Source organism: Haloferax denitrificans ATCC 35960 (genome assembly GCF_000337795.1).
In the GTDB taxonomy this organism is placed as follows: Archaea; Halobacteriota; Halobacteria; order Halobacteriales; family Haloferacaceae; genus Haloferax; species Haloferax denitrificans.
In genome coordinates this window covers 51135-65139 of the sequence record NZ_AOLP01000006.1, presented here as the reverse complement: position 1 = coordinate 65139, position 14005 = coordinate 51135, and the positions used below count along the sequence as shown (strand labels likewise).

Here is a 14005-nt window from a genome sequence, read left to right as displayed (position 1 = left end):
GCTTCATCATGGAGTGTCAACGGGTTGTGGAATAATTCTCGTCCTATGTCTCGCGAAGTTCGACCACCTTGTCGGCAATTGCGTCAGGATGTTCCATTACGAACTGAAGGATTGCTTCGTGTATCTCACGCTTCTCGTCATTCCGGATACCGTACTCTCTGAGCGCTTGTTTCACGTCGAATTGAATGAAGTCCTCAAACTCGTCGTGGGTGGTTCGCCGTGGGTATATCTGAGCTTGTACCGACTCAGAGAAGGGGAAACCGGGATTACTGTCTTCGAGCGCTCTAGAAGTATTTGGCCTTACTTCTTGATTGGATTCCTGTTCTGATCCATCGGTGCCTGACTGCTTACTCACCTCTGATTCACGTTCGAGGCTTTCATCTTCCTTTTTGGAATCAACGTCTGACTCTATGTCTTCATCTTTGACCGTCACCTCGTCCCGTACCTCTCCAGAGGTGTCCGTAGTTTCAGACTTGGCTGTATCGGACTCCTGCTCTTCGTCATCGTCTTCGACTTCCGCAAGTTCCTCATCCAACCCTGCAAAGCGGTCGGTGTAGTCCCCCATTAGCGACGCACCTCTCCGTGTTCAATGATGCTTGCGAGTTCTTCGAACGACGAGAGGATCGAATCTTCTGGTGCGTAGTCTCGAAGCGGTTTGTGATCTCCAATTGCACGGGAAAGTGACTCAGAGTGGCGAATACCTGGCTTTGGGAGTGAGCCATCCCATTCTCCGGAATCAATCTTTTCCAGGTCAGCTGGAGAGATATACGCGAAGTTCGGGACCTTCGCAGCGAGATGTTCACGCGTCACCAACGACTCGATCAGCTCTCGGTCAAGAGTTTGTTGATCGATACGACGTTGGAGGTCTGTCGGTACAATTGCAAGCAAGTCCAGCGAAATGAACTCTCGAAGTGGCTTGATTAGACGCTCGACCGTTCGCTCGAACCCTCCGAGTGATTCAGGGCCTGGGCGGAGTGGCACAAGAATCGACTCGGTTGCGACGAGTGCGTTGTCCGTGAGGTGGCCCGTACTCCCGGGCGTGTCGATGATGATGTAATCGTAGGTTTCGCCCAAGAGCGGCTCAACAAGGAACTGTCGCATCCTGACTGTTCCGTGGTTCACCGACCCGAGACGATCTTGGACGTCTTCGAGGTCTGCTGTTGATGGGAAGAGGTCAAACCCAAACTCAGTCGAAACGATTGCGTCATCTGGCTCTGCATCCCGATCTATGATGATCTCTCCGAGATCTGCGTGCTCATCGTCTAGATAGACTTCGCGGAAGTCAAGGCCAACTGTGAGGTGACCATTCGGGTCGAGGTCGACAAGCAGAACATCGTGACCTCGCTCAGCTAACTCGCGGGCAGTGTTAAGCGAAATCGTTGTTTTCCCGACGCCACCCTTGAGCGTGTTCAGTGCGACAGCGTTTGGTTGGGGTTCCTGTGACATTGGAGTTCACCTGAGTCACCTAAGGTAGCTGAGGTACCTGTGGTTGTGCGGATAGACTCACGCATATCATATAATATTTCCTGACTTAACTACCTCACCTAAGCCACCTAAGGTACCTAAGGCAGGTAAGGTAGGTACCATTGTACAGCTTGATTCATCTATGTTATCTATTGGTCCTAGCTCAACTACCTCACCTAATGGGCCTGTGCCACCTTAGGCACCTGAGGTACCTAATGTGAATGTGGAAACTAAGCTAACTAAGGCTGTTCTCGATTATGGATGGTATCCAGAAATGTCTCTATCCTACCATCTCTACCTTAGGTGACTTAGCTGCCTTAGGTACCTAACTTGCTCCTAACCTTCTGCTCGGAATATGCGAGCAGACTCCGTTGCGCTTGAAGGCAAAATAGCCTATCTCGAAATAGCCAACTCTGAAATTGGTTATCTTGGTCCGATATCAACAACCAGTGCCGACCACAGGTCCGGAGATTGGGACTTTGGGGGGTGCGCGAACTGGCCAAACATCTTTGCTGTGACACCATGTAACTACTACTGGAGACAATCTGTGTCACATGCGTCTCCACAATCCCCCATGACGAGTGATTCGACGGCGCTTGGTCGATGCCCTGACTGCGGCGAAGAGATCGAAGCCTATCAGTCGATTATTGAGTTCGAGGATGGCGATGGGACAACTGGCGTGTTCGCAGAGTGCTATTCATGCGATGAAGTCGTCCGCCCAGAGTGACAAACTGCCTACGTGTCCACGAGGTAGTCTGCACCGTACTCCTGTTTGAACTCGTATTCTGACGGGAAAATCGGATCTGTTGTCGCCCAGATATCGTTGATTCGTTTCTCTATAGTCTCAAGAACCATCCGAAGCACGTCATTCGGATCTTCTGGGTAGACTGCATCGACCGCACTCTCTTCTCGCGGCTGGGGTGGTACGTGGTAGTGGTCGCGTGTGTTGTGTGTATTCGGGTGGCGGTCCCATCGACACGACCAGCGCTCACCAGCCCATTCCTCAAAATACTGGATATTGAACTCACCATTCAGTCGAAGACGGATTTCGAGAGTAGCAGTATCCACGACGTCGGGATAGTAACTCGACTGAAGAGTGGCAACAACACGGTCTTCCTTTCCAGACGGGAAGTACTGGACGGTCTCGGTTACCGAGAGATCTGCGAGTCGACCACCGAGAATTCGCATCCGTTCTTCGTTGAGGTCATCTGTGCGTCCCATCGAGGTTAGGGAAACGAGGAGGCAGGACTTCCACCGTGATTTGACTCGAGGCGGAATTTGGCTTCACGAAGTTCGCGAAGGCGACGAGTGATAGTTCGCCATTCACTCAGTCTATCGTACGCCTCATCGAGATCGTCGTACGTCGTCTCGGAAAGGACAACTGCCTCAGGCGAGGATTCCTCAAAGTAACTCGAGAGCTCCTGTTCTCGGGCTCGGTACTCGTCGATTGCTTCCTCAGCCGCTTCTGGTGTATTGAGCTCCCGGGTCAGTTCCGTGATACGACGGAACTCAAAGTAGGCCTCATTGCGAACGAAGAGCGCAGGATTGTCGGCGACTTTTTCGAGCACTCCGACGTCAACGAACCACTCGAGATGAGGACGTGCGCCTTCTTTTGTACAGTCAGCACGTTCTGCGACATCTGCAACAGTGGTCGGCGACGTGAGCGTCGTTACTGCTTCATACACACGATCTTTGACCGTCCGGCTCTCGACTGCTTTGTCCCACTCACCGGTCAGATTCATGTCCGGCGGAGACGGCGTATCCTCAGTCATTGTCCTAGAGACGGATTACGCTCATATTAGTTTGTGGGTGCTAAGATATGTTTGCAATTACGATAACACCTTCTAGGGTATGATACTTTGTACGATAATCCTGGTTTGGCGCTTTGACCCGTGGATGGTGAGCTGAAAAGAGGCTGTGTGGGTTTGTTCTGAGTCTTGGATACGATTCGCGGCACTGACTTAACCAACAAAATTTTTGATTAGCGACTTGTGTTGGTTAACACGAGGCAGCAGCCGATGTCCTACGAACCACCAACGCCGCCGCCGAACCTCCCCACGGAAGTCGTCAACGCTCTCAATGGATCATCGCCGAACCGTCTTCGGGACGTTGGCCGCTATGCCGAAGAGCTGGCCGAACACAAGGTGCGCGAGGCTCGTCTTGAGGACGAGTCACCGGAAGGCGAGCTCGAAGAACGGTCGGACGACCTTCCAGACGATGTCCCCACGAAGGCGACGATCACTGTCAAAGAGATCAACGACAACCGATACTACTACTGGCAGTGGCGAGAGGGAGACAAAATCAAGTCGAAATATAAAGGGCCAGTCAATTCGGGCAGGTGAATGAGAGACACGCGCAAGTACGGTTCAGCACCCGTGTGAAAGATGAAAAATTGAGGAAGAGAAGGCTGGTGATGAAGGGCTCTCGCGTAGGGATAGCATTTTTCGGCTCTGTTGAAATCCTATTATTCTACGACTTTTTTGCAGGAATAGCTGTTAGGTAGGTGTGTAAGTGGATTAGCTCAGACGTCGAATCCGTTTCGCCTGAGTGCCTCTGCCAGTTCCCCGTCAGGGTCGGCCGCAAACTCAACCAACGATGACTCAGGCCTTGTTGTCGTATATAACTCAGAGTCAATATTGTCTGGGATTTCGTTCGTGTGGCTCTTATCTACAACTGCAACTGATATTTTTGGTCTCGTGTCCGCGTCTTTTGGCTCACTCATTAACTGATTGTACGAGGAAACGATGTTTGGATTTTACCATTCGGGTATCAAATTTTCTCTTGGAGGACGAGTGAGCCGTCCTCACCGTATCTGACGACTCCGATCTAGTGGAGCCACTCAATATCGGACGTAGCTGTCTCCTCACCAAGCTTCGATTCAACCGCCCGTTCGGGAACTCCTTCGTACAGGTCGTCATCGTATTCGGTTTCCGCAAGTAGTCGAATACACTGAGCGACCCGTTCACGGTCTACGGTTCGCGAGTTCGTGAAACTGTTCTCGGATCGCCGTGTATTCCAACGTCGACTCGCGGGTCATATCTCTACCTCGTAGTCACGAGCGAGCGATTCCATTTCAGACCAGGGTGGGGTTTGGGCTGAGGACTGTTCGCCTTCTGTTCGTAGGTACGTCAAGAGAGGTGAGATGATGTCTTCGACTCCGTAGGATGTTGCGACTTTGTGAACGTCTTCGTGGGATGTGTTGGTTGCGGTAATGAGAAGTATAGCGTACTTTCGGTGGCGAGCGTCGTTCTCGATGAGGAGTGGGTGACAGACCAAATCGGCCGGTGAGAGTGACTCTCGGCTTTCTGAGTAGAAGTAATAGTTCCCCGAGCGCGTGAAAAACTGCAGACCGTATTCGCTGAATGCATCGAGTCCTGTTAGCAGGTACTGACTGTCGTCAACACCCTCGTCTGTTCGCACAATGAACTCGTCATAAGATTCCCACAGAAGTGTTCCACTCCCGATGTCGGTCTGGACTTGCGTACGGTGGTGTTGGTGCCGGAGCTCCACGGCGAACTTGTGAAGTCCTGAGAACTGTTCGGTGAGGTGGTATCTCGTTCCTTGCTTAACAGCTATTGCCCGGTTTGTAAGCGTCTTGAGCGTCCGATAGACAGTTGCCCGTGACACCTCGGTTCGTTGGGCAAGCTCGGCTGCCGACACTGGTTCATCCGCGGGGAGATAATAGAGGACGCGAAGCATCGACGACGTCAGCAATTCCGGGAAGTCAACGTGGGAGTTGGTTGCCGTGAGGTCTTGGTACACCTCGAGGCACTTCGCAGACGTTGGGTGTATTATCGTCTCGTTTCCCACCCGTTCACGGGTGACCAATCCCAATTTTTCGAGATGTACCACAGCGTTCGTGATGGTCCCCGGCTCATACCCGAGCTCAGTAGCAAGTGCTCGGCGCTTTTTAGGGGAATCAAGTGTCGCCATGATTCGCAACTCATTCTCCTCTAGCATGGTGTCTCAAATTGGATGTACTTGTAATAAAGCACTACATCGGATATGAGACATTTGGTGGTGATTGTTGAGAAATTCGATGGATCTCTGCGGTAGAGAGAATAGTGTATTCAAGGACAATAGTGTGACACTGGAATTGCGTCCAACAAAGAAATTGGGCGTGTCCAAATTGCCTCGCTTAGGTGGAAAAGTGATGGTACAACGGGATTGTTGTAACAGCCGGGACTCACAGTTGGACATTAGTCCGTACGAGAGGATGTTTCAGGACTGATTGCGCTCTTTGAATTCTAAGGGACAGGGCTTGTCGAACGGGATCTAAGAGAACGGTCTAATTGCTCGTTATCGTAAAAAACACAGACGAGTGTCGATCAGGATGGTCACTATACTGCAGTCACCCCATTATGTTATTACTTTGACTGACTCTCGTCTAGACTGATGAAAGTATTTGAAGTGCCTTTGCACCTCCTGTACGAGAGAACCAATGGTTCCCAGACTCTGACGTCGGACGATTTGGCACTTGCACATCATATACTGACACCGTTATCTAAAGATCAATTATTGAGTGATGTTGATATTGATAATCCACTTGAAGTTCTCAGAGATAATCCCACTGAACAGCCACAATTCTACTTGGGTCAACTATGTGGCTACGGTGAAAACGAGTCCCCTTCGCTAGACACTCCATCGGCACAACTACCACTCAATTGTGATGTTGCGTTTACTCAGGCTGTAGACGGACGGTTGGGACAAGCTCGTGAATTGCTAGAATACCTGATTCAGCGAGACGCAGAGGTAGATTCTCTCGACACTGCACTAATTGAGCGATACGAACAAAGACAAAGCGAGTTCACGTCTGAAGAACGTGACATCACAGTCCGTGCAGCCTCTGGGACTACTGCTGAGGAGGACGCATTGGCTGGGAGGTTGCTTAGATGGTTAGAGACGCAGGAGAATGACTTTGTATTCGCTCAACAGGAGGTTCCAGTTGGAATACAGCGATCCGCGGCGACTTTAGATAGGGAAATTACTACTGATCGAACTATCTCAGAAGTCCTCAAGCCAAGCGGTCCCAAAAAAACTCCGAAGGGCTTCTGGACAGAAGCAGAAATCGCACAGAGTTTCGGCTCTGGTATTTCCTCTGGCGCTGCTCGGGGCGATCTTGTTATCGTTAGGCCAGAAGCAGTCTACGTAACCGAATTAAAAACCGAGAGTCAGCCCATTCAATCTGTTTCTGACGTCTACCAGTATCTCGGCCAATCCCTATTTTACTCGGACTGCTTTACTGAGGACTATCCGTCAATCGCAGCTGAACAAAGAGTAATCCCTGTACTAGCCGCCAAGAGTATTAGAATCGCAGATGAGATGATGAAGCCAAGCTTCGAAAAGCACGGTCTTACGCTGTTAGACGTCTCCAAAGAGAAGTGGGTCGTACATCCCCACGATGTTGTGTGAACATCAATCCCGAAGGCAAAGCCTTTGCCAGTGACGTCATCTGTGCGAAAATATTTCTGATTTGTCACCGGAGCCTTCCACATGGATTCTAATCGGGCCGGTGGCGTGTTGTTGGGACTCGCGTGTGGAGATGCACTGGGTCGACCAGTTGAGTTCACGTCTGCAGAAGCAATTGCTAATGAGCACGGGCGCCTTACCGACATGGTTGGGTACGGGACCTGGAACCAACCAGCCGGGACAATTACTGATGACACTGAGCAGGCCCTGTGTATCGCACGAAGTCTTGCAGAAAATGACGAGTTCTCTCCAGGAGACATCGCTGATAGGTTCGTAACGTGGTACGACAGCGAACCATTCGACATTGGACGGATGACTCTCCGGGCGCTCAGTCGACTCAAACACGGTGCAGTATGGGACGAGGCTGGCCAGGCAGTCTGGGATTCGATTCCGGAAGGGCAAAACGCTGGGAACGGCAGCGTGATGCGATGTCCACCACTGGCGATTCCGTATGCGACTGACTGGGACACCCTAGTAAACGTGAGCCGACAATCCTCCCAAATCACACATGCTGATCCTCGATGTACGTGGGGATGTGCTGTGTTGAACCTCACAATCGCTGGTCTTCTCAAGGACGCTGACACACCGCTTCGTGACGCACTTGACTTCGTTGGTAGTGATGCTCCTGTGGCGCTTACTGATGCGCTCGAACCGATTGCTTGTGGAGAGTCTCCGGACGCATTGAAAACCTCTGGATACGTCGTGTCCTCGCTGCAGACTGCACTTCACGACGCACTTGGTGCAGCGACGCTTGAGGACGCGATTGTAACCGCGGTCAACCGCGGTGGTGATGCAGACACGATCGGTGCTATCGCTGGGGCAGTCGCTGGTGCTCGATTTGGTCAGTCACAGCTACCTCGCCGTTGGACGGAAGCCGTTGATGAGACAGCAGAGGTCAGAGACCTCGAAGATCGGTTGGCCAGTCGGGTGTGAGGGTAGTTACTCTCTATTCAGAACTGCTGTGTTCGGTCGAGATTGGGCGTTAGTGGGTCACCCAAATTCGTTCGAACAGACGAGCAGTCACACCGTCTTGGTCGGCTTGATATAGAAGTCGACTCACGACTCAGGAGTATTCTCAGAAACCGTATTCCGGCAGCTCAGATACAATTATCAAACGCTCTCCTCATCCGACGGTGGTGCCCACTCGATCTTTTCGAGTTCATCCAATGCTATTCGGAGAGCGGATTTTCGTTCGTACTCAGCTAAAGCTTCTACGCTACCGTTGCGTAACTGCTGTTTTGCCTCATCTAAATGGGATTGGTACTCTGGAGGAACCCAATCTACCTTGTCGAGATTACGTAGTCCGGTATCGAAAGTAGAGTCTCTCTCGTCTTCGGAAAAACTCCGGGAAACCCGTAGCCATTTCATCAACTGGCTTTTGGTGGTCAAGATCTCTAACAGCTGGCTGCATACTGACGATCTCCGAGAGGAGGGCTACACGAAGGATGTCACGACGATGGCTTTGCCGATCCCGATATAGTTTGTAATTCCCCGCAACACCAATCACAGCTGCTAGTAGCAAAAACAGGTTTCCTAATGCCGGGTTCTGAAAGATGCTGACGAAGGTTTCTATCAGACTTATGTTGTCAAATTAGACTAACCTATGCTGAATCTACTGGTGGTATCCCATTTGTGGACTTCTGAGAAGAGCCTGGTATCGCCATTCAAACGACGAGGACAATCGAAATTGTAGCCCACAACACTGCAAACTCTACCGTAATCGTATGGCTCCGTTCCTGGGCTCTCTGTTTAATTCCCCTCTTCAAGCGCTTCATTCCAAGAGTAGCACTGGGGGTCCAAGGCCGCCACTGCAAAAGTTCCTGGCTGCCGTCTTTCTCTTCGACATATATCACTCCGTTTTCACCGATACCATACTCCATTCCAAACCCAGTGAATTCCCCGATCGAAGAAATTGGCCCAACTGCCATACAGATACGCTCTGGGTCACCGTTGTACGAGTAGACTAATTCAATGACCTCAACGATTTCTTGGAACTCGTTATCATCAACCTCCAAGTATGATAGTTTCACGTCGTCATGTTTCTCACGGATACGTGACAACTTCTCGATACCATTGTTTGCTCGGCACTGTCTAGTTAGTGACTTTCTCAACCGGCGTTCGTCCGTTGAGCGCTTGATGCGGTCGTTGAAAGTTATAGTATTGCGCAAATTGTATGAACCACTCGCGGACGCTTCCGTGACTGCCCACCCACGAATTATGGAAGCGGTCGACTCGCATTTTGAGGGTGTGAAACCATTTTTCGATGAGGTTTCGCTCGACGTAGTCAAGCCGACCGCTCAATCCTAACCGAGAGAGGGCAGTCTGATAGCCGTAGCCATCAACCAGAAACACAGCCTCTGAGAGATCGTGTTTCTCGGAAAGTCGATGGAGAAACGCAGCAGCCGGATCGGTACCATGTCGTCCAAACAATTCGACGTCAAGAATCAGCTTTGTCTCGATGTCTATTGTAGCATACAACCAAGACCACTCGCCATTGATTTTGACAGCGGTTTCGTCGACTGCAACCCGCTTCGGCTTCGCCTCAGGCGGGTTGTGACCGCTGTCAGCCAGTCGATGTACCCACTGCCAAACAGCTTGATGAGACCGTTCAACGCCGAGTAATCGAAGAATTTCTTTTGTCTCTCTGAGTGAACATCCGGTCGCGTGGAGCTGGACGGCGAACGCCCTGACGGGCGTTGCCGTCCGCTCACGCTCCCAAGTTTCTTCTAAATCCACCGCAAAGCACTCGCTGAGCAGGTCTGCGAGCTTCATCCCAAATTAACTCAACGACCTGCTCGCTTCTCAAACTGACTTAACTAGACAGTGCCGTTTGCTCTCTTTGTGAAGAATGAGTAGTCTGGGTAGAGTATAGGTGCTGAGGCAACGACAAACGACACCAGTACCGTTAGAACCCGTAGAACCTCTTGAGCTGAAAGTCCGAGCATAGTCCTACGACGGTAATGTCACGCGGTGATTATAATCTATAGGACACATTTGCTTCCGAGGCACTGTCCAGTTTAGGACCACCTTGGCTGGCGTTCGTCCGTCAAGAGCTTGATGCGGCCATTCGAAATAATCGTATTGCACGAGTTGTATTCTTGTCTGAATTATTACCACGACACCCACACCCCAGGTGTCGAATGTAAACGCTCGAAATAGATGGGGTAAGGGGACTCAGATTGCCGGTTGAAAGTGCCTGAGCCCACTTCGATTGTTCGATTCTCTGCTCGCGGACATATCTAATTAGCGGAAAGTATAAGTCGAATACACGAAAACGAATTCCGTATACCAATTAGACGAGACACTATGCTTGTTGGGCCTCATCCTACGGGGCGATAGAGCTTCTGTCGACCGTATTCACCGGGTATTTACTTTCGACAGGTGGGGTGTGTCTGCTTGGCCGACGCTAAGCGAGTGTTTTGTAACGTCAGGATGGGCCGATTTACATTCGAGACCTAGGGTGCACTCCCGGTGCAGACCCGCGTCGAAGCGAGGTTTACACTCGACAGTTGGGGTGTGTGTTACAATCGACGCTTGGATGTCTAAGTGGTTCTTGAATACGCAGTTAATAGGTTCAAACGACCGTCTATGGTGGTTCTTACATTCGACGCATGGGGTGTGAATTACCCTATATTTATATGATCTCCACCGGGTGTCGATTGTATGGATTCAGGCGGCAAGGAACAAAGCTCACTTGATGAAATGTGGGCTGCTGAGGACCCGATATTCGAGCGAAAACAACTGCTCGAGATCGACCACATCCCTAACGAGGACCGCATCATCGGACGGGACGAGGAGATTGAGAATATCGTGTCTTCCCTTCATCCAGCTATCAGCGGTGGCTCGCCGCGGAACACGCTTATCTACGGGAAAACTGGAACGGGAAAGTCTCTCGTCACGAAACACGTCACACGGAGTGCCCAACGCTATGCCGGAAATCAAGGCGTGGATATGGGTCGAGCATACGTTGACTGTACACAATCGTCTACCGAAACCCGTGTCGTCGTCAACCTTGCTCGAGAACTCAATAACCCCGAGAGGACTGGTATCTCTATCCCCGAAACAGGGCTCTCGACCGACGCGTACTATCATCGACTCTGGCAAATCCTCGACGAACTCTATGATGTCGTGATCGTCATTCTCGACGAAATCGACAAACTGCAAGAGAACGAAGTTCTGATGCAACTCTCGCGTGCTGGTGAGGCTGGGAAGATTGATTCGTGCAATCTGGGGATCATCGCGATCAGCAACAAAATCTCGTTCAAAAAATCGCTCGACGAACGTGTGTTGAGTAGTCTCCAAGATACTGAATTCATCTTCCCCCCGTACGATGCGAATCAACTCCGTGCTATTATGGAGAATCGTAAGGACGCCTTCAGACCGGGCGTGATTACTGACGACGTCATCCCGCTCTGTGCGGCGTACGCAGCACAAGAACATGGCGACGCCAGGAAGGCACTAGACATCCTCCGAAACGCGGGCGAACTCGCGAAGAATAGCGATGCTGAGAAAGTAACTGATCAACACGTCAAGGACGCTCGCGATAAGGCTGACATGGACCGCTTTGCTGCCTTACTCAAAGACCAACCAACCCAGGCAAAAGCACCAATTCTCGCGCTCGCGGCACTCGTTGAGTCCAAGAATGAGGCCGAGTTTTCGAGCAACGAGATTTACGAGGTCTACAGGTACATCACAAACCAACTGGACATGGATACACTCTCGCAACGCCGGATGAATGACCGGCTTAACGAGGCCGTGTTTCTCGATATTCTCGGACGGACCGAACGCGTTGTCGGGAGGGGACGGGGACGAGGCGTCACTCCCTACCTCTACCATCTACTCGAGGACTCAGACATCGTCCAGGCGGTTATCCTTCGGGACTCGCGATTCGAGCCGCTTGGTGGGCAACCATTGATTCCCTGAAAGCGTCCCTGTCGCCTGATTTTACATTCGACGCCTGGGGTGTGGATTGTCGTAATCCCGCCAGACACTTTCCAGACAATAGACTGGTTGTTAGTGACTTGACCAATTTGAAACTGCTGTCGTCAGAGGCACCCCTCCCAAGCAAGTCCGCGGTTCGGTCGTCCGCTGACGCCCTCCATCTCTCCGTGTTTCGCAAAGTACGTACCCTGCCTTACATGGTGCCCATCTCGTCGATGCGGTGAAGAGTGAGATCGTGGGTGGGGCCGATTTCGTCTTACAATAAGGGATGACAACAAATCAGTGAAGCTGGTGGTCGAACCCCTATCCCTCTGTCGAGACGTCACAGAAGATTCATACCGTTGAAATATAACAATATATTAACGAATATGCCGGAAGGCCCAGAGGTGAGTGTGGTTGATGACATATTAACCGGCTTAGCCTTGGCTGTCCAACGGCATGATGATATCTCTGCTGACCCCCGCTACGTCACGAAAACAAAACTTGAGAAGCTCGTGTATATGGCGGCAGACGAGTTTGACTGCCCGTACACGTACAGCTGGTACCTCGCCGGCGTCAAAGCACGTTCTTCGAGCTCGTTCAAACCGTCGTACCAGACCACTGCACAAACAGTAACTCCAGACGTGAACGAATCGTTTGCGGACGATTCGATACCGTACTCGCCAACAGAACGAGAGGAGGAGTATGCAGAATTCTTCGACGAGTATGTTCACTGGCTAGTGAAAAGCAAATATGAGTTCCTTGAGGACTTCTACAGTTCCGAAGCACCCGATGAGTACCAGGAATTGTATCTGAGCGTCCACAGTGTCCGCACGCTTCTCGACGAGACTGTCAACGAATTAGATTCATCTGATTCGACACTCCAAACTGGGCTCAGTAGCTTTGAAGAGGAACAGCCGTCAGTAAACGTTCGCTACGAGGATATTGGGAGGAAAATATCGCGTATACACTTGGAACTCTCTGCGGACTCGGACCTTCGAAAGGCGATGCCTCAGTACAAACGCTACACGGACTTGCTGGAACGGGCTTTGTTTGGGCTTTCAAATATGAACGCAGCAGACGTGGGTGATGAACAGATTAGATGTATCTCAAAGCTTGACGAATTTCACTACCACAACGCTTGGAAACTGCCTGCACTCGTAATATCATTAAATACTGCACGTGGCCCCCGGTGTGATGAAATAATCGCCGACAGGAGTCAGAAACTCGACAATTTTGAACCTAGGTATTCGAGGGGTTTGGAGGATTTAGCTGAGGACTGTCGAGCTGCCGGATTGTTAGATGGCGATGTGAAGTACCCCGAGCCAGACAATAGTCAATCGATGGAACTAATTGCCGAACTAACAAATCGATATCTATCAAATTAATCAGGTAAACCGATGGCTGCAACGGAACTATTTCTAGACACTTGTGTTCTCCTCAATTACGTGCAAGCATGGCTCGAGAGAAGTTACTACTCTGAGCAATTGTTCGAACAACACGATAGTAGCAAACTAATCAGCACGACCGTTGAGTCTGAGTTCGACGAGAGATGTGATTCCCGCGAGTTCATATATTCAGATATTGTCGACTACATCTTGTACGACGACGGTAGACTCGAAGAGTATCCGGTTGATGATCGCGATAATCCGGAGTATATCACTAACCACGACCGGAGCTTCGTCCAGCGCGTCGTCGACGAACTGAGCGAGAGTAATAAAGAAGAGCTTCTTCGGCAACTTCGGGAATATCATATGCAAGTCGAGGACCGACGGCAGGGTATCTATGAGGAACTCGACTCAGTACTTGAAGCAAGTTCGGACGCCATGCTAAAACGATATCTACAGGGGGCCGTCCGGAATCGGATGGACAGACAAGTGTTGGTGGATGCGTCCGACTGGAGTGGGAATGGCGGCTCTGGGGTTTTCATTACTAAAGACAAAGGAGACATCCTCAAAAACACCGAACAAATAAACGAAGCAATAGATCTGTCAAGGAGCCCTGAGGCAGTGCTGGAGATTCTGACAGTGAAGGCTGCCTGCAATCAATAAAATAGTGCTGTTGTGGCATTCTGTCTCCGATAAATTCGATGTTGAATGTCGCGAAATTGATCGAAACCAGTTTTCAACATTCTTGATCTGGTAGTCGGTGG

14 protein-coding genes are annotated in these 14005 nt (G+C 50.8%); 7 read left to right on the top strand and 7 right to left on the bottom strand.

All coding sequences use genetic code 11. The annotated features are described in order from the left end of the window. Window positions 1-43: 43 nt before the first annotated feature. Both C438_RS05055 and C438_RS05050 read right to left on the bottom strand, forming a co-directional pair. Window positions 44-565 carry a hypothetical protein gene (locus C438_RS05055; protein ID WP_004968213.1) on the bottom strand — a complete coding sequence of 174 codons (522 nt, stop codon included), beginning with the start codon at window positions 563-565 and terminating at the stop codon, window positions 44-46. Next, the gene (locus C438_RS05050) at window positions 565-1446 is read right to left on the bottom strand and encodes a ParA family protein (RefSeq protein ID WP_004968211.1); all 882 of its coding nucleotides are present in this window, start codon (window positions 1444-1446) and stop codon (window positions 565-567) included. Before C438_RS05050 ends, C438_RS05055 begins: the two co-directional genes overlap by 1 nt. A 592-nt stretch (window positions 1447-2038) precedes the next feature. Between C438_RS05050 and C438_RS20310 the strand changes: the two genes are divergently transcribed. After that, window positions 2039-2191 carry a DUF7837 family putative zinc-binding protein gene (locus tag C438_RS20310; protein ID WP_439331326.1) on the top strand — a complete coding sequence of 51 codons (153 nt, stop codon included), beginning with the start codon at window positions 2039-2041 and terminating at the stop codon, window positions 2189-2191. Between the two features lie 8 nt (window positions 2192-2199). On the opposite strand, the gene C438_RS05045 is transcribed toward C438_RS20310, so the two are convergent. Both C438_RS05045 and C438_RS05040 read right to left on the bottom strand, forming a co-directional pair. Next, entirely contained in the window at window positions 2200-2685 is a 486-nt protein-coding gene (locus C438_RS05045; RefSeq protein WP_049917758.1) for a hypothetical protein, read from the bottom strand. Window positions 2686-2690: 5 nt separating this feature from the next. After that, window positions 2691-3236, bottom strand: a complete 546-nt coding sequence (locus tag C438_RS05040) for a DUF7342 family protein (RefSeq protein WP_239640645.1) — start codon at window positions 3234-3236, stop codon at window positions 2691-2693. Window positions 3237-3482: 246 nt separating this feature from the next. Here C438_RS05040 and C438_RS05035 point away from each other — a divergent pair, with 246 nt between their 5' ends. Continuing rightward, window positions 3483-3806 carry a hypothetical protein gene (locus C438_RS05035; protein WP_004968207.1) on the top strand — a complete coding sequence of 108 codons (324 nt, stop codon included), beginning with the start codon at window positions 3483-3485 and terminating at the stop codon, window positions 3804-3806. Between the two features lie 691 nt (window positions 3807-4497). On the opposite strand, the gene C438_RS05030 is transcribed toward C438_RS05035, so the two are convergent. Then, window positions 4498-5424, bottom strand: coding sequence for an HTH domain-containing protein (locus tag C438_RS05030; RefSeq protein WP_004968205.1), 927 nt, complete (start codon window positions 5422-5424; stop codon window positions 4498-4500). 435 nt (window positions 5425-5859) lie between these two features. On the opposite strand from C438_RS05030, the gene C438_RS19330 reads away from it, so the two are divergent. Further along, complete coding sequence (locus tag C438_RS19330) at window positions 5860-6876, top strand: hypothetical protein (protein WP_152421753.1); 1017 nt, start codon at window positions 5860-5862, stop codon at window positions 6874-6876. Window positions 6877-6957: 81 nt separating this feature from the next. Continuing rightward, a complete protein-coding gene (locus C438_RS19010) occupies window positions 6958-7866 on the top strand; it encodes an ADP-ribosylglycohydrolase family protein (RefSeq protein ID WP_004968204.1) in 909 nt (302 codons plus the stop codon). Window positions 7867-8597: 731 nt separating this feature from the next. Here C438_RS19010 and C438_RS05020 read toward each other — a convergent pair. After that, complete coding sequence (locus tag C438_RS05020; RefSeq protein WP_004968203.1) at window positions 8598-8963, bottom strand: hypothetical protein; 366 nt, start codon at window positions 8961-8963, stop codon at window positions 8598-8600. A 61-nt stretch (window positions 8964-9024) separates the two neighbouring features. Then, window positions 9025-9705, bottom strand: a complete 681-nt coding sequence (locus C438_RS19005) for an IS6 family transposase (RefSeq protein WP_004968202.1) — start codon at window positions 9703-9705, stop codon at window positions 9025-9027. 891 nt (window positions 9706-10596) lie between these two features. Here C438_RS19005 and C438_RS05010 point away from each other — a divergent pair. The 3 genes from C438_RS05010 to C438_RS05005 all read left to right on the top strand — a co-directional run bounded on the left by C438_RS05010 (window position 10597) and on the right by C438_RS05005 (window position 13904). Next, complete coding sequence (locus C438_RS05010) at window positions 10597-11856, top strand: orc1/cdc6 family replication initiation protein (protein WP_049917755.1); 1260 nt, start codon at window positions 10597-10599, stop codon at window positions 11854-11856. A gap of 386 nt (window positions 11857-12242) precedes the next feature. Then, window positions 12243-13241 carry a hypothetical protein gene (locus tag C438_RS19000; protein ID WP_004968200.1) on the top strand — a complete coding sequence of 333 codons (999 nt, stop codon included), beginning with the start codon at window positions 12243-12245 and terminating at the stop codon, window positions 13239-13241. A 60-nt stretch (window positions 13242-13301) separates the two neighbouring features. Then, entirely contained in the window at window positions 13302-13904 is a 603-nt protein-coding gene (locus C438_RS05005) for a hypothetical protein (RefSeq protein WP_239640644.1), read from the top strand. Window positions 13905-14005: the final 101 nt, after the last annotated feature.

Excerpts from the sequence above, each read along its gene's own strand:
- C438_RS05055 (WP_004968213.1), bottom strand. The coding sequence starts at position 565 with ATGGGGGACTACACCGACCGCTTTGCAGGGTTGGATGAGGAACTTGCG.
- C438_RS05050 (WP_004968211.1), bottom strand. The coding sequence starts at position 1,446 with ATGTCACAGGAACCCCAACCAAACGCTGTCGCACTGAACACGCTCAAG.
- C438_RS20310 (WP_439331326.1), top strand. The coding sequence starts at position 2,039 with ATGACGAGTGATTCGACGGCGCTTGGTCGATGCCCTGACTGCGGCGAA.
- C438_RS05045 (WP_049917758.1), bottom strand. The coding sequence starts at position 2,685 with ATGGGACGCACAGATGACCTCAACGAAGAACGGATGCGAATTCTCGGT.
- C438_RS05040 (WP_239640645.1), bottom strand. The coding sequence starts at position 3,236 with ATGACTGAGGATACGCCGTCTCCGCCGGACATGAATCTGACCGGTGAG.
- C438_RS05035 (WP_004968207.1), top strand. The coding sequence starts at position 3,483 with ATGTCCTACGAACCACCAACGCCGCCGCCGAACCTCCCCACGGAAGTC.
- C438_RS05030 (WP_004968205.1), bottom strand. The coding sequence starts at position 5,424 with ATGCTAGAGGAGAATGAGTTGCGAATCATGGCGACACTTGATTCCCCT.
- C438_RS19330 (WP_152421753.1), top strand. The coding sequence starts at position 5,860 with ATGAAAGTATTTGAAGTGCCTTTGCACCTCCTGTACGAGAGAACCAAT.
- C438_RS19010 (WP_004968204.1), top strand. The coding sequence starts at position 6,958 with ATGGATTCTAATCGGGCCGGTGGCGTGTTGTTGGGACTCGCGTGTGGA.
- C438_RS19005 (WP_004968202.1), bottom strand. The coding sequence starts at position 9,705 with ATGAAGCTCGCAGACCTGCTCAGCGAGTGCTTTGCGGTGGATTTAGAA.
- C438_RS05010 (WP_049917755.1), top strand. The coding sequence starts at position 10,597 with ATGGATTCAGGCGGCAAGGAACAAAGCTCACTTGATGAAATGTGGGCT.
- C438_RS19000 (WP_004968200.1), top strand. The coding sequence starts at position 12,243 with ATGCCGGAAGGCCCAGAGGTGAGTGTGGTTGATGACATATTAACCGGC.